This is a genomic window from Silicimonas algicola (assembly GCF_003970735.1).
GTDB classification, from domain to species: domain Bacteria; phylum Pseudomonadota; class Alphaproteobacteria; order Rhodobacterales; family Rhodobacteraceae; genus Silicimonas; species Silicimonas algicola.
In genome coordinates, this window is sequence record NZ_CP034588.1 from 107,102 (window position 1) to 125,001 (window position 17,900).

The window sequence follows — 17,900 nt, forward strand, 5'->3', positions numbered from 1 at the left end:
GAAAGGTTTTGGTCTTCAAGCGGCGCAAGCCAAGGACCTATGTCGAGATCGTCAGTGAAAGCTTCTATCCCAGGGGTGGGTGGCGGCGGGCGTCGTGGTACGTCATGTACCGCCTGCGCCGCCTTCCCGATCCGGCCCACAAGATCAGCCGCGGGATCGCCGCCGGTGTCTTCACCTCGTTCACGCCGTTCTTCGGGCTGCATTTCCTGATCGCGGGTGTGCTGTCGCTTCTGATCCGGGGCAACGTCATCGCCGCCCTTCTGGGCACGTTCATCGGCAACCCGCTGACCTTCCCGCTGATCGCCGCCGTGTCGATGGAACTGGGGTCCTGGATGCTGGGCTATCCGGGCCTGCCACTTCCGCTGGTGCTGGCGTCCTTCTCGGATGCGGCGCTCGACCTGTGGCGAAACGCGACGGCGATCTTCTCGGGCGAGCCGGCCAACTGGAGCGGGCTGGCCCTGTTCTGGCGCCGCGTCTTCCTTCCCTACACCGTGGGCGGCATCCTTCCCGGACTGGCGGCGGGCATCGCGACCTACATCCTGTCGAACCCGCTGATCGCAGCCTACCAGAAGGCGCGCGTCGCGCGGCTGAAGAAGCGCTTCGCCAAGAAGCGCGAGAAGGTCATCTCGCGCCGCATGGAGATGGCGGAGCCGGGCAAGCCGGACCGAGCGGCGGCCGAGTAGGCTTGCCTGAAACGGGATGTCGTGCGACGTGATCGCATGGCCCGGAAGACGACGAGCAGGAAAAGAAAAACAACGGCCAAGACGCCCGCCCGGCGCGGCCGCAGGTTTGCGCCCGGACGCTGGCTGGTGCGGGGGCTGTGGTCCTTTGCGCTGGCATTGGTGCTGATGGTCGCGGCCTATGCCGTGCTGACGCCGCCAACCACGCCCTACATCCTGTCGGAAGGTCTTCGGCTGAGGTCGGTCGAGCGGATCTGGGTGCCCTTCGAGAGGATCGCGCCTGTGGTCGCGCGATCCGTCGTCGCCGCCGAGGACGCGAACTTCTGCCTGCACTGGGGCGTAGACATGAACGCGCTGCGCGACGCCATTTCCGAAGGCGGGCAGCGCGGCGGCTCGACCGTGACGCAGCAGACGGTCAAGAACCTTTACCTCTGGCAGGGGCGGAGCTGGCCGCGGAAGGCGCTGGAAGGGTTGATGACCCCGCTCGCCGAGCTTTTCTGGAGCAAGCGCCGCATCGTCGAATTGTACCTGAACGTCGCCGAGTTCGACGAGGGCGTGTTCGGGATCGAGGCGGCGGCGCGGCATCACTTCGGGGTCGGCGCAAGCGAGTTGACCGCGCGGCAGGCGGCCCTGCTGGCCGCCGTCCTGCCCAACCCACGCGAGCGGAGCGCGTCGAAGCCGTCGGACGCCGTGCAGAAGCGGGCTCGCGCCATCGAGGACGGGGCGGCGACCATCGAACGGGACGGGCGTGCCGACTGTTTCTGACCCGCAGCGCTTGAATCCGGCCCAAGTCTTGGGCATTGAGGGTCGAGCGTCGCACGATCTGGATTTGCCGCGATGATACGCCTCTACCACGTCCCTCTCTCTCCCTTCTGCCGCAAGGTGCGGCTCTCGCTGGCCGAAAAGCGTCTCGAGGTCGAGTTGGTCGAGGAACGCTATTGGGAGCGAGACCCGGACTTCATCCGCCGCAACCCGGCCGGCAAGGTGCCGATCCTGAAGATCGACGGGCTGACCCTGAGCGAGAGCGCGGCGATCTGCGAATACCTCGAGGAACGCTATCCCGACCCGCCGCTGATGCCGCGCAACCCGGCGGCACGCCACGAGGTCCGCCGCCTGGTCGGCTGGTTCGACGACAAGTTCCACAACGAGGTGACCTCGAAGCTGCTGTACGAGAGGGTGAACAAGAAGATCACCAAGCAGGGCTATCCAGACAGCGGCAACGTCAAGGCGGGGGCGCGCGCGATCAAGTTCCACCTCCAGTATCTGGGCTGGCTTCTGGACGAGCGGCGCTGGCTCGCGGGGCCCGAGTTGACGCTCGCGGACTTCGCCGCTGCGGCGCACCTCTCGTCGCTGGATTACATCTCGGACGTCGACTGGAACCTGAACCCCACGGTCCGGGACTGGTACGCCAAGATCAAGTCGCGCCCGGCGTTCCGAAGCCTGCTGGCCGACGCGGTGCCGGGCTTTCCGCCGCCGGCGCATTATGCCGACCTGGATTTCTGAGGGCGTTCCGCCCCCGCCGCCTGCAGCGTTCGATGGACGCTGACGCGCTCAAGGCCCGACTGGTGGCCGAGGCGGTGGACGCGGGTTTTGCCGAAGCGCGGATCTGTCGGCCGGACGCGGTGCCCGAGGTGGCGAAGCGGCTGGCGGCCTTTCTGGCTGAGGGGCGGCACGGGCAGATGGGCTGGCTCGCCGAGCGGGCGCACTGGCGGGGCGATCCCTCGGCGCTCTGGCCCGAGGCGCGGTCGGTGGTGATGCTGGCCGAGCCCTATACGCCCGACCACGATCCGCTCGAGGATCTCGCGGCGACGGATCGGGGCGTGATCTCGGTCTATGCGCAGGGCCGGGACTACCACGACGTCGTCAAGAAGCGGCTGAAGCGGGTCGCGCGCTGGCTGGTTGCCGAGGCGGGGTGCGAGGTGAAGGTCTTCGTCGACACCGCACCCGTGCCCGAAAAGGCGCTTGGACAGGCGGCGGGGCTGGGCTGGCAGGGCAAGCACACGAACCTTCTGTCGCGGAGGCTTGGCAACTGGTTCTTCCTTGGCGCGATCTTCACGACGGCGGATCTGCCGCCCGACCCGCCCGAGGACGAGCACTGCGGAACGTGCCGAAAGTGTCTCGACATCTGCCCGACGGATGCGTTTCCGGCGCCCTTCCAGCTCGATGCGCGGCGCTGCATTTCCTACCTGACGATCGAGCACGAGGGGCCGGTCGATCCGGCGTTGAGGCCCGGACTGGGCAACCGCATCTATGGCTGCGACGACTGCCTCGCCGTGTGCCCCTGGAACAAGTTCGCCGTCGCAGGACGGGACGCGCGCTATGCCGCTCGCGCCGAAACCGACCTTCCGCCGCTGGCCGAGTTGGCAAGGCTGGACGATGCGGCATTCCGCGCGCGGTTCTCTGGCTCGCCGATCAAGCGGAGCGGGCGCAACAGGTTCGTGCGCAATGTGGGCTACGCCATCGGCAACTCCGGCGACCCGTCGCTGCGGCCGGTTGCCGAGGCGCTTGCACGCGACGCGGACCCGGCCGTGGCGGATGCGGGGCAATGGGCGCTGTCGCGTCTGGCGGCGTTCGGGCCGCGCTGGTAGGCAATCGACATGCACCCCGAGATCGACAACCCGGCTCGAGCCATTTCGCTGAAGGTCTCGTCTGTCTTTCTCTTCGTCATCATGGCCTCGCTCATCAAGGTGGCCTCCGAGGAGGTGCCGCCGGGCGAGGCGGTGTTCTTCCGGTCGCTCTTCGCCATTCCGGTCATCGTCGCCTGGCTGGCGTCGCGCGGGGAGCTCAAGACAGGGTTCAGAACCACGAGCGTGCGCGCCCATGTCTTTCGCGGTCTGATCGGGACCTCGGCAATGGCGTTGTCCTTTGCGGGACTGGCGATCCTGCCGCTCTACGAGGTGAAGGCGATCCAGTATGCCTCGCCCCTCTTCGTTGTCGTCCTTGCCGCTCTGATGCTGGGCGAGAAGGTGCGGAAGGTGCGTCTGACGGCCGTGTTCATGGGGCTGATCGGCGTGCTGATCGTGCTCTGGCCGCGACTGACCGCCTTCACCGACGGCAGCGCCGACGAGAAGCTGGCCTTCGGCGCGATGGTCGTCCTGTCGGGGTCGCTCTGCGCCGCCTTCGCGCAGATCCACGTCCGCCGTATGGTCGAGACCGAGCAGACCGCCGCCATCGTGTTCTGGTTCTCGCTAACTGCGACGATGCTGGCGCTGCTGACCCTGCCCTTCGGCTGGGCGGTTCCTTCGCCGCGCGCCGCCGTCATGCTGATCGGCGCGGGGCTGATCGGCGGCGTGGGGCAGATCCTGCTGACGAGCGCCTATCGCTTCGCCGATACAGGCGTGATCGCACCCTTCGAATATGCCTCGATGCTGTTCGCGGTCGGGATCGGATACACCGTCTTCTCGGAAGTGCCGACGGCGCAGCAGATGGTGGGGGCGGCGGTCGTCATCGCGGCGGGGGTGCTCATCATCCTGCGCGAACGGCAACTCAAGCTTCAGCGCGGCAAGGCGCGCCAGATCGTGACGAAGTACGGCTGAAACGAAAAAGCGGCCCGCAGGCCGCTTCCGTCGCCGGTGTCGCGCAGGCTACTGCCGCACGAGTTTCTCGTAGCTTTCCGAAATGTCGCGGGTGAGCGCGCCCACTTCGAAGGTGTAATCCCCGATCTGGCCGACGGGCGTCACCTCGGCAGCGGTGCCGGTGAGCCAGCACTGCTGGAAGCCCTCCATTTCGCCGGGCTCGATGTGCCGCTCGTGGACCTGGATCTGGCGGTCCTTCAGCATCCCGATGACGGTCTGGCGGGTCAGACCATTGAGGAAGCAGTCGGGCTTGGGCGTATGCACCTCTCCGTCCTTCACGAAGAAGATGTTCGCGCCGGTCGCCTCGGCGACGTAGCCGCGATAGTCCATGAAGAGCGCGTCCGAGCAGCCCTTGGCCTCGGCAGCGTGCTTCGAGGTGGTGCAGATCATGTAGAGGCCCGCGGCCTTGGCATGGACCGGGATCGTCTCGGGCGAAGGGCGCTTCCACTTCGAGATGTCGAGCTTCGCACCTTTCATCTTGGCGTCGCCGTAATAGTTGCCCCAGCCCCAGGCGGCGATGGCGAGGCGGACGGGGTTGCGGGCCGAGCTGACGCCCATATCCTCGCCCGCGCCGCGCCATGAGAGCGCACGGACATAGGCGTCGGTCAGGCCGTTCGCGGTCAGCACCTCCTGCTTCGCAGCTTCGATTTCGTCGACGGTGTAGGGGATCTTGAAGTCCAGCTCGCCGGCCGAGAAATGCAGGCGTTCGGAATGCTTGCGGCTGAGGAAGATCTTGCCGTTGTAGGCGCGCTCGCCCTCGAACACGGAAGAGGCGTAGTGGAGCGCGTGCGTCAGGATATGCACCTCTGCATCGCGCCACGGCACCATCTTGCCGTCCATCCAGATCAACCCGTCGCGATCGTCATATCCGGCCATGTCAGCCTCCAGATTTGCAAAAGTTGCCCAAATAGTTCCGCTTCGGACATTTTGTTGCGGAAAATTCGAGCATCGCTACCAATTGATTCTTGGAATGTCAACAAGGCTGACATAAAATCCCCGGTGAGGGCAGGGAGACGGCATGGCGGAAAGCGGTAGCAGCGCGGGGGGAGGAGAGACGCTTCTCTTCCTCACGGACGATCAGCTTCGTAAGGGGATCGAGGCGATGTTCTTCGCCTATCGCGGCTTCACCGCCGACCCCGATCGCATCCTGGAGGACAAGGGTTACGGCCGGGCGCATCATCGGGCGATCCACTTCATCAACCGCTCGCCCGGAACGACGGTCAACAACCTTCTGTCGATCCTCGGCGTGACGAAGCAGTCGCTGAACCGGGTACTGCGGACCCTGATCGACGACGGGCTTGTCCGCAGCGACGTGGGCACGCGGGACAAGCGAGAACGGCATCTCTACCTGACCGAGACGGGAGAGGTTCTGGAGCGTGAATTGTCGAACGCGCAACGCAAGCGGATGCGGGCGGCCTTCCGGCAGGCGGGTCCCGAGGCGGTGGTGGGCTTTCGTCAGGTCCTGGAAGCAATGATGGACAGCGACATGCGCCGACACTACGCCAAGCTCACCGAGACGGGCTGACGACATGGACACCGACGCACACCTTCTGATCGTGGACGACGACGAGCGTATTCGCGGGCTTCTCCAGAAGTTCCTGATGCGTCAGGGCTTCCTCGTGACCGCCGCGCGCGAGGCCGCGCACGCGCAGCGCATCCTGTCGGGGCTCGACTTCGACCTGATCGTGCTGGACGTGATGATGCCGGGCGAGGACGGCGTCAGCTTCTGCCGCCGCCTGCGCGAGACGCGGGACGTGCCGATCCTGCTTCTGACCGCGAAGGGCGACACCGCAGACCGGATCGCGGGGCTCGAGGCCGGGGCGGACGATTACCTCGCGAAACCCTTCGAGCCGCGCGAGCTGCTGTTGCGCATCAATTCGATCTTGCGTCGCGTCCCGGCGCCCGAGCCGTCGGACATCCATCCCAAGGTGCTGACGCTTGGCGCGCTGCGCTATGACGTCGAGAAGGGCGCGATGTGGGAGGGCGACCGGCCGGTGCGGCTGACGGCGACCGAGGCGCAGCTGATGCGGATCTTCGCGTCGCAGCCCGGAGAGGCGCTGTCGCGGGCGAAGCTGGTCGAGGATCTGGGGCGCGACGGCGGACAGGCGCAGGAGCGGGCGGTCGACGTGCAGATCACGCGGCTGCGGCGGAAGATCGAAGTCGACCCGCGCCAGCCGCGCTATCTTCAGACCGTTCGGGGCGCGGGCTACCTTCTGGCGCCGGACTGATCCGCCTTCCGCGCGGCATCCGGCCGACGGGGCTTGCCTGCGGCGGACGGATTTGAGACCAAGGGACATGACCCTGATCTATTGGCACGATGCCGCGCTGGAGCATGTCACCCCGCCCGGACACCCCGAGCGCGTCGACCGTGCGCGGACGGTGAAGGCGACGCTGTCCGCTATGGACGGCCTCGACTGGCGCGAGGCGCCGCTGGCGACGCGGGCCGACGTGACGCGTTGCCATCCCGAGCGGTATTTCGACCGCATCGCCAAGGCGGTGCCGACGTCATCGTACGTCTCCCTCGATGCGGACACGCATCTTTCTGCCGGGTCTCTCGATGCCGCCCTGCGTGCCGTCGGAGGATGCGGTGCGGCGGTCGATGCCGTGATGGCGGGCGAGGCGAAGACGGCCTTCGTCGCGATGCGTCCCCCCGGCCACCATGCCGAAACCGAGCGCGCCATGGGCTTCTGTCTGTTCGGAACCGCCGCCATCGCGGCGAAGAGGGCGCTGGACGAGCATGGGCTGTCCAAGGTCGCGGTCCTCGACTTCGACGTCCACCACGGCAACGGAACGCAGGACCTTCTCTGGTCGGAGGCGCGCACGCTGTTCTGCTCGTCGCACCAGATGCCGCTTTATCCCGGCAGCGGCGGCGCGCATGAGACAGGCGCCTGCGATAACGTCCTGAACGCGCCCCTTGCCCCGATGACGGGCGGGCGCGAGATGCGGCGCGCCTGGGGCGACATTCTGCTTCCTGCCGTCGACGATTTCGCGCCGGAGCTCATCATCGTCTCGGCCGGCTTCGACGCCCATGCCGCCGATCCGCTGGCGAACCTGAACTGGCACGAGGACGACTTCCGCTGGCTCACGCAGGAGATCTGCAAGCTGGCGGACGACCGGTGCGGCGGGCGCGTGGTCTCGACTTTGGAAGGCGGTTATGATCTGGACGCTCTCGCCGCGAGCACGCGCGCGCACGTCGAGGTTCTGAGGGAGCACGCAGCATGAACGGGACACCGGTCGCCGAGATGAGCTTCGAGGAAGCGATGAAGGAACTCGAGGCCGTGGTGGGGCGGCTTGAGTCGGGCGACGTGCCTCTCGAGGATTCCATCAAGCTCTACGAGCGCGGCGCTGCGCTGAAGGATCACTGCCAGAAGAAGCTGGCGGAGGCCGAGGAGAAGGTCGCGCTGATCACAACCGATGCGGACGGCAACCCCAAGGGGCTTCAGCCCGCTGATATAAAGTGACCTTCGAGGCCAAGCGAGACGCGCACGCGGCCCGCATCGAGGCGCGGCTCGATGAGGCGATGCGCGATTTCCCCGATAACCGGATCACGGCGGGGATGCGCCACGCGCTTCACGGCGGCAAACGGCTCCGCGGCTTTCTGGTGCTGGAGAGTGCGGCGCTGCACGGCGTGCCAGCGGAGGACGCCGTCCACGCCGCTGCGGCGATCGAGGCGCTGCACGCCTACAGCCTTGTCCACGACGACCTGCCCTGCATGGACGACGATGACCTGCGGCGCGGTCAGCCCACGGTTCACGTCAAGTGGGACGAGGCGACGGCGGTTCTGGTCGGCGACGCCCTTCAGGCCCTGGCGTTCGAGATGGTCGCGAGCGGTGGTCTGCCGGCCGAGCGGCGGCTGGACCTTTCGGCCGCGCTCGCCTTCGAGGCGGGGGGCCGCGGACTGATCCGGGGGCAGGCGATGGATATCGCGGCCGAGACGGCTACGGAACCGTTCACGCTCGACGAGATCGAAAGCCTTCAGGCGGGAAAAACCGGCGCGCTGATCGAGTGGAGTTGCGCGGCCGGCCCGCTCATGTCCGGCGCGGACAGCACCACCATGTGCCACTTCGCGCGCTGCCTGGGACTTGCCTTTCAGATCGCGGACGACATTCTTGATGCAACCGGGGACGAAGTGAAGGCCGGCAAGCGCGTCGGCAAGGACGCGGCGGCGGGCAAGGCCACCTTCGTTTCGCACCTCGGGACGGACGGCGCGAAAGATCGGGCGCGTGCATTGGTTGCGGAGGCGCTGCACATGCTCGCCCCATATGGTCCTGAAGCCGATGCCTTGCGGGAGGCGGCCCGGTTCGTTATCTCGCGCGAGTTCTGAATGCCCGGAGACGTCATGTCGGATAAACCCGCCACACCCATCCTGGACCGCGTCGCCTCTCCCGCCGACCTCAGGCGCCTGTCCGATGCCGAGCTGCGCGAGGTTGCCGACGAACTGCGGGCGGAGACGATCAGCGCCGTCAGCGAAACTGGCGGGCACCTGGGCGCGGGCCTGGGTGTGGTCGAGTTGACCGTGGCGCTGCACGCCGTCTTCGACACGCCGCGCGACAAGCTGGTGTGGGACGTCAGCCACCAGACCTATCCGCACAAGATCGTGACGGGCCGGCGCGATCGCATCCGGACGCTGCGCAAGGAAGGTGGCCTGTCGGGCTTCACGAAGCGATCCGAGTCCGTCTACGACCCCTTCGGCGCGGCGCACTCTTCGACCTCGATCAGCGCGGCGCTCGGCTTTGCCGTGGCGCGCGATCTGGGCGGGACCACCGATGGCGGGCTTGGCGACGCGATAGCGGTCATCGGCGACGGGGCGATCAGCGCGGGCATGGCCTATGAGGCGCTGAACAACGCGGGTCACCTGGGCAAGCGGATGTTCGTCATCCTGAACGACAACGAGATGTCCATCGCGCCGCCCGTGGGGGCGATGTCTTCGTACCTGTCGCGGCTCTATGCCGGGGCGCCGTTTCAGGAACTGAAGTCTGCCGCCAAGGGTGCGGTCAGCCTGTTGCCCGAGCCCTTCCGCGAGGGAGCGCGGCGCGCGAAGGACATGCTGAAGCACACGATGGTGGGCGGGACGCTGTTCGAGGAACTGGGTTTCAGCTACGTCGGCCCCATAGACGGCCACGACCTGGACCAGCTTCTGCCGGTTCTGCGCACCGTCAAGGCGCGGGCCACGGGGCCGATCCTGATCCACGTCATCACCAAGAAGGGCAAGGGCTATGCCCCGGCCGAACGGGCGCGCGACCGCGGCCACGGCGTGTCGACCTTTGACGTCATGACGGGCGAGCAGAAGAAGGCGCCGTCGAACGCGCCGGCATATACCAAAGTCTTCGCCCGGGCGCTGATCGAAGAGGCGAGCCGGGACGACAGGATCGTGGCGGTGACCGCGGCGATGCCGGACGGCACGGGGCTCGACCTATTCGGCGAGAGGTTCCCGCGTCGGATGTTCGACGTGGGCATCGCCGAGCAACACGCGGTCACCTTCTGCGCCGGGCTGGCGGCGGGAGGCATGAAGCCATTCTGCACGATCTACTCGACCTTTCTTCAGCGCGGGTATGATCAGGTTGTCCACGATGTAGCCATCCAGCGCCTGCCGGTGCGCTTCGCCATCGACCGCGCCGGGCTGGTCGGTGCCGATGGCGCGACGCACGCGGGTGCCTTCGACGTGGCCTACCTGTCGAACCTGCCGGGTTTCGTGGTGATGGCGGCCGCTGACGAGGCCGAACTGGTCCACATGGTCGCGACCGCTGCGGCGCATGACACGGGGCCGATCGCCTTCCGTTATCCGCGAGGCGAAGGCGTCGGCGTCGAGATGCCCGAACAGGGCCGGGTGCTGGAAATCGGCAAGGGCCGGATCGTGCGGGAGGGTGGACGCGTCGCGCTTCTGTCGTTCGGCACGCGCCTGTCCGAGGTCGAGGCCGCCGCCGAGGCATTGGGCGCCCGGGGCATCAAGCCGACCGTCGCGGACGCGCGCTTCGCAAAACCACTCGACCGCGACCTGATCCTGTCGCTTGCAGCCAGCCACGAGGCGCTCATCACCATCGAGGAAGGCGCCGTCGGAGGCTTCGGCAGCCACGTGGCACAGCTTCTGGCCGACGAGGGCGTCTTCGACCGGGGGCTTCGCTATCGCTCGATGGTGCTTCCCGACGTGTTCATCGACCAGGCCAGCCCGAAGGCGATGTACGACGTTGCGGCCATGAACGCGCCACAGATCGAGGCGAAGGTTCTCGAGGTCCTGGGTATCGCGGACATCTCGCGCCGGGCGTGACGTCTCAGATCAGCCAGTAGCTTCCGGCGATCAGTCCCAGGACGGCGACGTAGGCATAGCCTGCCAGCACGTAGAGCCCGTCCTTGACCATCAGCCCGAAGGCGAAAAGCGCGACGGCCACCGCGCATAGCGTCGTGAAGAACGGCAGGATCTCGAGGAATGGCCAGGTGGCCACGATCAGTAGGATCGCAGCCAGCGGCAGGACCTTGAGGGGCCGACGCGCGAGCGGCGTCAGGCGGGCGCGGGTATGGCGGCCGATGAACGCAGCCGGCTTCCCGGCCCAGTCGAGGCCCTTGCAGAACTTCTCGGACGACACTTCGCGGCGGGCAATCCAGCCCGGCAACCACAGGTGGTCGCGACCTAGCGCCCATTGCCCGACGATGAGGGCGATGATGACGGCACCGATAGTGGGCGCCGTAGGAATGCCGGACAGGGGCGTGACCATAATCAGGGACACGACGAAGAGTAGGGTGGCAAAGCTGTTCTCGCCTGTCGATTCGACGAGGTCCTGCACCGATACGTCGCGTCCCTTGGCGGCGCCGCGGAGGCGGGCCAGGAGCGATTGGAGCGGGTCTTCTTCGGAAACTGCAGCCTCGGTCATGGCATATGAACGGGGTCGGGCCATCGCGGTTCCGACGTGAGCGGCAAATCAGCCGCGCTCGGCCGCCATCAGTGCGGGCAGTCCCTCGCGGTAGGATGGATAGAGAAGCTTCACGCCGAGCTCGGACTTGATCCGGTCGTTCCGCACCTTCTTCGACTCTGCATAGAAGCTGCGCGCCATCGGGGTCAGGTCCGCCTCCTCGAATCTAATCGACGGCGGCAGTGGAAGGCCGAGAAGCTCCGCGGCGTGGGCGATGACGTCCTGTGGCGGAGCGGGATCGTCGTCGCAGACGTTGTAGATCGCACCTGGGTTGGGATGCCGGATCGAAGCCAGGAGAACCTGCGCGATATCGTCGACGTGGATGCGGCTGAAGACCTGACCCTCCTTGATGATCCTCCGCGCGGTGCCGTTGCGGACCTTCTCGAACGGGCCGCGACCCGGGCCGTAGATGCCGGCGAGGCGGAAGATGTGAAGGGGAAGCCCGAGGGCCTGCCATTCGGCCTCGGCCGCGACGCGCGCCTGACCGCGCCGGGTCGCGGGCGTGAGGGGCGCGGTTTCGTCCACCCATTCACCCTCGTGGTCGCCATAGACGCCGGTGGTCGACAAATATCCGACCCACTCGAGGTGGCGCGCCTCACGGATCGCATGTCGCGCTTCGTTCAAGACCGGATCGCCCGTAGTGTCAGGCGCGACCGACGTGAGAAGATGCGTCGTCCGGTCGAAGGGCAGGGGAGCGCCCGGCCAGAGGATCGGCTCGACGCCTTCCTCTGCTAGCCGTTCCGCCTTGTCGGTGGATCGCGTGGTGCCGAGGATGGTCCAGCCCTCGGCAAGAAGGTGAGGCGTCAGAGCGCGGGCCGAAAAGCCGTGACCGATGGAGAGAAGAGTACCACTCATGCCGCGATCATTCGCGGGCTGCCTTCAAGGATCAACCCTTCCAGTAGTCGAGAAGACCCAGAAGTTTGCGTTCGGACGCTCGAAGACCCCTGAGATCCTCCGCTTCGACCTGCAGCGCCTCGGGCGTCTCGGCCAACGCGATGACGGCGGGATGGATGTAGGAGGTGCGCGCGATGGTGGGCGTGTTGGCAAGCCGTTCGGCCGCGGCCTCGGACATGCCCTTGATGGTCACCCTATCGGCCTTCGCGGCCGCTTCGAGCGCGGCAACCGACCCTGCCCAGGTTCTGAACGTCTTGGCGGTCAGGTCGGGCTGGCCGGTCGCCTCTTGAATCCAGGCATTGACCTGATCCGAGCTGACGGCGCGCGCGTCTCCATCCTCGTCGATCCAGGTGACCAGTTCCGCCCCCGGAAGGTCGTGCAGCTTCTGCAGCGTCTCCATCAGCTTGCGATTGCCGACCTGTCGCATGACCTTCTTGTTGCCCTTTGCGACATAGTTGAGGTGGAGGGCGTGATCCTGAAGGCGCAGGTGCTTCGACTTCAGCGTCGTCGCGCCGTAGGTGCCGTTCTCGTCGGCGTATTCGGGATTGCCGACGCGGAGCGACAGGCAGTCCATCATGGCGACGACGGCGGCTATGGCGAAGCCCTGCTCTCCCGCGTCGAGGTTCAGGTGCTTGGACACGCGCCGGCGGATGCCGGGAAGGCAGCGGCCGAAGTCGGCGAGACGCTCGAATTTCCGCTCGGACCTGAACGTGGTCCAGTCGGGGTGATAGCGATACTGCTTCCGCTCGCGCACGTCATAGCCGGTGGCCTGAAGATGGCCGTTCGGCTTGGGACAGATCCAGACGTTCTCGTAGGCAGGCGGGACCGCGAGGGACTCGATCCGCTGGCGTTCCGCGCCGCGCGAAATGCGTGTGCCGTCGGGAGCGATGTAGGAAAATCCCCGCCCCTTCCGCTCGCGCCGGATGCCGGGTCGGTTGTCGGGATAGTAGGTGAGGCTGGCGGGTGCGGCGTTCATTTCGATCAAACGCACGTCGTGGTGAAAGGTTTCTCGAGTGGAGGGCGTCTCGCGCGGCCCCTTGCATGGCACGGTCAGGGATGAAACCTTGAGCCATGCAGACCCCGATCTCCTCATGGGCCGATGCGGCCCCCCGCCTTGTCGCCGTCGCCGCAGGACGCGAGCCCGCGGACCTCGTCATCCGGGGCGGCCGGCTGGTCAACGTGCAGTCGCGCGAGGTGCTGGACGGCTGGGACGTGGCGGTGGCCGAGGGGCGGTTCGCCTTTGTCGGGCCGGACGCGTCACATTGCATCGGACCCGATACGCGGGTGATCGAAGCCGAGGGGCGATACCTGATCCCGGGCCTGATCGACGGGCACATGCACATCGAAAGCGGGATGCTGACTCCCGCCGAATTCGCCGCCGCGGTGATCCCGCACGGCACGACGACGATGTTCACCGACCCGCACGAGATCGCCAACGTCCTGGGGCTGGAGGGGGTGCGGCTGATGCACGACGAGGCGCTGATGCAGCCCGTCAGCATCTTCACCCAGATGCCGAGTTGCGCACCCTCAGCGCCGGGGCTCGAGACGACGGGGTTCGAAATCTCGCCCGAGGATGTCGCCGAGGCGATGACATGGCCCGGAATCGTCGGACTGGGAGAGATGATGAACTTTCCCGGCGTCATCAACGGCGATCCAAAGATGCTGGCCGAGATCGCGGCGACGCAGCGGGCGGGCAAGACCGTGGGTGGGCACTATGCGAGCGCTGACCGAGGGATCCCGTTTCACGCCTATGCGGCGGGCGGGCCGGCGGACGACCACGAGGGGACGGCCGAGGCTGACGCCATCGCGCGGGCGCGGCAGGGGATGCGGTCGATGCTGCGGCTGGGGTCGGCCTGGTACGACGTGGAAAGCCAGATCACGGCGGTGACGGAGAAGGGTCTCGACCCGCGCAACTTCATCCTCTGCACCGACGACTGCCATTCGGGGACGCTGCTGAACGAGGGGCACATGAACCGCGTGGTGCGGCACGCCATCGCCTGCGGCTGCGATCCGCTGGTCGCGCTCCAGATGGCGACGATCAATACGGCAACCCACTTCGGGCTCGAGCGGGAGCTGGGGAGCATCGCACCGGGGCGGCGGGCGGACGTGATCCTGACATCGGACCTGCGGACCCTGCCGGTGGAGCATGTGATTGCACGGGGTGTGACAGTCGCGGAGGACGGCGAAATCCGGGTGGAGTGTCCGCATCTCGACTGGCCCGAAACCGCCCGGAATACGGTTCACCTTGGCAAGACCCTGGCGGCGATGGACTTCCGCATCGTCGCGCCTGAGGGACGCAACGCGGTGACGGTGCGCGTGATCGGCGTGGTCGAAAACCAGGCGCCGACAAAGGCGCTGACGGCCGAGCTTCCGGTGGTCGACGGCGTGGTGGAAGGCGAAGGCGGCGTTTGCCAGATCGCGCTGGTGGAACGGCATCGGGCCACGGGCGACGTGGTTAATGGATTTGTTTCAGGCTTCGGCTACGAGGGACGCATGGCCATCGCCTCGACCGTCGCGCACGACAGCCATCACATGATCGTCGTGGGCACCGACCGCGAGATGATGGCGGCGGCCTCGAACCGTCTGGGTGAGGTGGGCGGTGGTGTGACGGTCTGGAAGGACGGGGCCGAGATCGCTCTGGTCGAATTGCCGATCGCGGGCCTGATGTCCGACAGCCCGGCGGGCGAGGTGGCGGCGAAGGCGCAGCGGATGGTCGAGGCGATGGCGGAGTGCGGCTGCACGCTCAACAACGCCTACATGCAGCACTCGCTCCTGGCGCTTGTCGTCATCCCCTCGCTGCGGATCAGCGACCTGGGCCTTGTCGACGTCGACCGCTTCGAGTTGACCGACCTTTTCGGAGACACCGAATGACCGACGGCCGACTTGCCATCGAAAGCCCCGAAGCCTCCGAGCACGAGGCCTTCGATGACGCCGACGCTGCGGTTGCCCGGCTCATCGAGCTTTACAACGGCTCGACGCAGTTCCTCTGCGACCGTTTCGCGGCGGTCATCATGAAGGGTCGGCCGGACAAGCGCTATCGCGCCTTCTACCCCGAGATCCGGATTGCGACGACCACCTTCAACTTCACCGATACGCGGCTCAGCTTCGGTCATGTCACCGAGCCCGGCCGCTATTCGACGACGATCACGCGACCCGACCTCTTCGCCAATTACCTGCGGCAGCAGATCGGCCTGCTTGTCCGCAACCACGACATGCCGGTCCATATCGGACTGTCGGCAACGCCTATCCCGATCCACTTCGCGGTGGCGAACGATCCGACCCTGACGGTGCCGCAAGAGGGCGCAGTCGACTTCAACCTGCGTGACATCTTCGATGTGCCCGAGCTGTCGACGATGAACGACGACATCGTCAACGGCTACGGGTTCAAATACCAGGACGGTTCGCGGCCCCTGGCGCCCTTCACGGCGCAGCGGGTCGATTATTCGCTGGCGCGGCTTGCGCATTACACAGCCACGACGCCCGAGCATTTCCAGAACCACGTCCTGTTCACCAACTACCAGTTCTACGTCGAGGAGTTCGAAGCCTACGCGCGCGCCGAGCTGGCCTCGGCCACGGGCGGCTATACCTCGTTCGTCGGTCCCGGCAATATCGAGATCACCGAGCCCGACGCGCCTCTACCCCTGCCCACGAAGCTGCCGCAGATGCCGACCTTCCACCTCAAGCGCGAGGGCGGTGCGGGCATCACGCTGGTCAACATCGGCGTCGGCCCGTCGAACGCCAAGACCGCGACGGACCACATCGCGGTCCTGCGTCCCCATGCCTGGCTCATGGTTGGTCACTGTGCGGGATTGAGAAATTCACAAAGGCTCGGCGACTTCGTTCTCGCCCACGGCTACCTGCGCGAGGATCACGTTCTCGACGACGATCTGCCGGTGTGGATGCCCATTCCGGCGCTGGCCGAGATCCAGGTGGCGCTGGAGGAAGCGGTGGCGGACGTCACCGAGTACCAGGGCTATGAGCTGAAGCGGATCATGCGGACGGGCACCGTCGCCACCATCGACAACCGGAACTGGGAGCTGCGGGACCAGTCCGGCCCCGTCCAGCGCCTGAGCCAGTCCCGCGCCATCGCTCTCGACATGGAATCTGCTACCATCGCCGCCAACGGATTTCGCTTCCGGGTGCCGTATGGCACGCTTCTCTGCGTGTCGGACAAGCCCCTGCACGGTGAGCTCAAGCTGCCGGGCATGGCGTCCGAATTCTATCGCACGCAGGTTGCCCAGCACCTGTTGATCGGTATCCGCGCGATGGAGAAAATCCGCGAGATGCCGATCGAGCGGATCCACTCACGAAAGCTCAGAAGCTTCGAGGAAACGGCCTTCCTCTAGGCTATGCTCCCTTGTTTCCTTGGGGTTTGCGCGAAAATCGGCCTTCGGGCGCGCGCGACGGCGCTTCAGCGGCGGAACTCTAACGTGCAGTTATCGTTGAGGTAATCGGACCTGCCCTGTGCTTCCATCGGAATTCCGGCCTCGAGATCGGCCAAAAAGTCGGTTTACGTGCCACAAATCGTTGTGTAGTGCCACGATATCCAGTTAAATAAGGGCAATGAGCCACTAGAACAGGCCAGAACGAGGAGTATTCATCATGGCAAAACCCCTGACCAAGACCCAGCTGGTCTCCGCTCTCGCGGACAAGATGGAAAGCGACAAGAAGTCGGCAACCGCCGCCCTCGACGCGCTGACCGCCGTCATCACCGACGAAGTGTCGAAGGGCGGCGCCGTCACCCTTCCGGGCGTCGGCAAGATCTACTGCCGCGAGCGTCCCTCGCGCATGGTCCGCAACCCGGCGACGGGCGAGCAGATCAAGAAGGATGCCGACAAGGTCGTGAAGATGACCATCGCCAAGGCGCTGAAGGACAGCGTGAACGACTGATCCCAAGGGATCGGACGTTGCGTGAAGGGGCCGCGACTGCGCGGCCCTTTTTCATGTCAGGTCCGCGGAACGCGCGATAGCTGCACCGCGAGGATCCCGAAGGCGATGACCGCGACGCCGATGACGTCGAGGGGTCTCAGCGCCTCGCCCAGAAGTGCTGCTGCTATGGCGACGCCGAAGAACGGGTTCAGGAAGTGGAAGGTCGCCGCGCGGACTGCGCCGATCCGGCCGACCAGCCAGAACCACAGGACGGTCGCGACGAGACCCGGCATGATTACCGTGTAGAGGAACGCGCCGACCAGGAGGGGCGACCAGGTGACTGTCCAGGTCTCGAACAGCAGGGCGGGCACCCAGAGCGCCGCGCCGCCGACCAGCATCTGCAAACCGACCACCATGACGAGGTTGCCGCCCGAGGACGCACCCTTGAGCGCCAGGGTTGCCGTCGCCAGCGCCAGCGCGCCGAAACAGCAAAGCGCCACGCCGACCGGATCGACGCCGCCGGTCAGCCGCGTCCCCATGATGAGCGCCACGCCTGCGAAGCCCGCGATCAGGCCCGCAAGACCGAGAGGCCGGACCCGGTCGCCGAGAACGATCCAGCCGAGCGCCGCGACGATCAGGGGCAGGGACGAGGCGATGATGGCGGCGAGCGAGGCCTCGACCGTCTGCATCGCGACGAAGTTCAGCCCGAGGTAAAGCGCGTTCTGGCAAATGCCGAACAATACCGTCAGCCGCCATTGCTGCGGGGTCAGCTTCCAGGTCTGGCCGAGGGCGCGGGCGAGCGTCACGGCGATGACGCCCGCAAGCGTGAAGCGGATGGCGGAGACGGTGAGCGGCGGAGCCGCCTGTACGATGATCCGGGCCGAGGTGAAGGCAGATGACCAGATGAGCGCGAAGGTCAGCCCCGCTAGGATCGCCTTGAAGTCCATGTCCCGCCTCGTGTCTTTCGGCGGCCATAG

The 17,900-nt window shown here is 66.4% G+C and carries 19 protein-coding genes; 14 read left to right on the forward strand and 5 right to left on the reverse strand.

The window, feature by feature from the left end:
* The first annotated feature begins 8 nt into the window (after positions 1-8).
* The 5 genes from EF888_RS00580 (at position 9) to EF888_RS00600 (ending at position 4,216) form a co-directional block, all read left to right on the forward strand.
* Positions 9-683 carry a DUF2062 domain-containing protein gene (locus EF888_RS00580; protein ID WP_109760649.1) on the forward strand — a complete coding sequence of 225 codons (675 nt, stop codon included), beginning with the start codon at positions 9-11 and terminating at the stop codon, positions 681-683.
* A 36-nt stretch (positions 684-719) separates the two neighbouring features.
* A complete protein-coding gene (mtgA, locus tag EF888_RS00585) occupies positions 720-1,445 on the forward strand; it encodes a monofunctional biosynthetic peptidoglycan transglycosylase (RefSeq protein ID WP_109760648.1) in 726 nt (241 codons plus the stop codon).
* Positions 1,446-1,517: 72 nt separating this feature from the next.
* Positions 1,518-2,183 (forward strand): FtsZ-binding protein FzlA, encoded by a 666-nt coding sequence (gene fzlA, locus EF888_RS00590; protein WP_109760647.1) that lies wholly within the window; start codon positions 1,518-1,520, stop codon positions 2,181-2,183.
* Positions 2,184-2,215: 32 nt separating this feature from the next.
* Positions 2,216-3,268: a tRNA epoxyqueuosine(34) reductase QueG gene (gene queG / locus EF888_RS00595; protein ID WP_109760646.1), complete on the forward strand. Its 1,053-nt coding sequence runs from the start codon at positions 2,216-2,218 to the stop codon at positions 3,266-3,268.
* Positions 3,269-3,277: 9 nt separating this feature from the next.
* Positions 3,278-4,216 (forward strand): DMT family transporter, encoded by a 939-nt coding sequence (locus EF888_RS00600; RefSeq protein WP_109760645.1) that lies wholly within the window; start codon positions 3,278-3,280, stop codon positions 4,214-4,216.
* Positions 4,217-4,264: 48 nt separating this feature from the next.
* Here the strand turns inward: EF888_RS00600 and EF888_RS00605 are convergent, their stop codons facing one another.
* A complete protein-coding gene (locus tag EF888_RS00605) occupies positions 4,265-5,131 on the reverse strand; it encodes a branched-chain amino acid aminotransferase (protein WP_109760644.1) in 867 nt (288 codons plus the stop codon).
* Between the two features lie 142 nt (positions 5,132-5,273).
* On the opposite strand from EF888_RS00605, the gene EF888_RS00610 reads away from it, so the two are divergent.
* The 6 genes from EF888_RS00610 (at position 5,274) to dxs (ending at position 10,520) form a co-directional block, all read left to right on the forward strand.
* Complete coding sequence (locus tag EF888_RS00610; protein WP_109760643.1) at positions 5,274-5,780, forward strand: MarR family winged helix-turn-helix transcriptional regulator; 507 nt, start codon at positions 5,274-5,276, stop codon at positions 5,778-5,780.
* 4 nt (positions 5,781-5,784) lie between these two features.
* Positions 5,785-6,483 (forward strand): response regulator, encoded by a 699-nt coding sequence (locus EF888_RS00615; protein ID WP_109760642.1) that lies wholly within the window; start codon positions 5,785-5,787, stop codon positions 6,481-6,483.
* A gap of 67 nt (positions 6,484-6,550) precedes the next feature.
* Positions 6,551-7,477: a histone deacetylase family protein gene (locus EF888_RS00620; RefSeq protein ID WP_109760641.1), complete on the forward strand. Its 927-nt coding sequence runs from the start codon at positions 6,551-6,553 to the stop codon at positions 7,475-7,477.
* Entirely contained in the window at positions 7,474-7,716 is a 243-nt protein-coding gene (locus tag EF888_RS00625) for an exodeoxyribonuclease VII small subunit (protein ID WP_109760640.1), read from the forward strand. Before EF888_RS00620 ends, EF888_RS00625 begins: the two co-directional genes overlap by 4 nt.
* Complete coding sequence (locus tag EF888_RS00630) at positions 7,713-8,579, forward strand: polyprenyl synthetase family protein (protein ID WP_420902649.1); 867 nt, start codon at positions 7,713-7,715, stop codon at positions 8,577-8,579. Before EF888_RS00625 ends, EF888_RS00630 begins: the two co-directional genes overlap by 4 nt.
* A 15-nt stretch (positions 8,580-8,594) precedes the next feature.
* Complete coding sequence (gene dxs, locus EF888_RS00635) at positions 8,595-10,520, forward strand: 1-deoxy-D-xylulose-5-phosphate synthase (RefSeq protein WP_109760680.1); 1,926 nt, start codon at positions 8,595-8,597, stop codon at positions 10,518-10,520.
* A 4-nt stretch (positions 10,521-10,524) separates the two neighbouring features.
* Here the strand turns inward: dxs and EF888_RS00640 are convergent, their stop codons facing one another.
* The 3 genes from EF888_RS00640 to EF888_RS00650 are packed head-to-tail and all read right to left on the reverse strand — an operon-like array spanning position 10,525 to position 13,045.
* The gene (locus EF888_RS00640) at positions 10,525-11,121 is read right to left on the reverse strand and encodes an exopolysaccharide biosynthesis protein (RefSeq protein WP_164721530.1); all 597 of its coding nucleotides are present in this window, start codon (positions 11,119-11,121) and stop codon (positions 10,525-10,527) included.
* A gap of 48 nt (positions 11,122-11,169) precedes the next feature.
* Positions 11,170-12,015, reverse strand: a complete 846-nt coding sequence (locus EF888_RS00645) for an SDR family oxidoreductase (RefSeq protein WP_109760638.1) — start codon at positions 12,013-12,015, stop codon at positions 11,170-11,172.
* A 31-nt stretch (positions 12,016-12,046) separates the two neighbouring features.
* Entirely contained in the window at positions 12,047-13,045 is a 999-nt protein-coding gene (locus EF888_RS00650) for a DNA topoisomerase IB (protein ID WP_338143046.1), read from the reverse strand.
* An 80-nt stretch (positions 13,046-13,125) separates the two neighbouring features.
* Between EF888_RS00650 and ade the strand changes: the two genes are divergently transcribed.
* From ade to EF888_RS00665, 3 genes are all read left to right on the forward strand, one after another.
* Positions 13,126-14,925 (forward strand): adenine deaminase, encoded by a 1,800-nt coding sequence (gene ade / locus EF888_RS00655; protein ID WP_109760637.1) that lies wholly within the window; start codon positions 13,126-13,128, stop codon positions 14,923-14,925.
* Positions 14,922-16,400, forward strand: coding sequence for an AMP nucleosidase (locus EF888_RS00660; RefSeq protein ID WP_109760636.1), 1,479 nt, complete (start codon positions 14,922-14,924; stop codon positions 16,398-16,400). Before ade ends, EF888_RS00660 begins: the two co-directional genes overlap by 4 nt.
* A gap of 256 nt (positions 16,401-16,656) precedes the next feature.
* Positions 16,657-16,944 carry an HU family DNA-binding protein gene (locus EF888_RS00665; RefSeq protein WP_109760635.1) on the forward strand — a complete coding sequence of 96 codons (288 nt, stop codon included), beginning with the start codon at positions 16,657-16,659 and terminating at the stop codon, positions 16,942-16,944.
* A 56-nt stretch (positions 16,945-17,000) separates the two neighbouring features.
* Here the strand turns inward: EF888_RS00665 and EF888_RS00670 are convergent, their stop codons facing one another.
* The gene (locus EF888_RS00670; protein ID WP_109760634.1) at positions 17,001-17,870 is read right to left on the reverse strand and encodes a DMT family transporter; all 870 of its coding nucleotides are present in this window, start codon (positions 17,868-17,870) and stop codon (positions 17,001-17,003) included.
* Positions 17,871-17,900 lie beyond the last annotated feature (30 nt).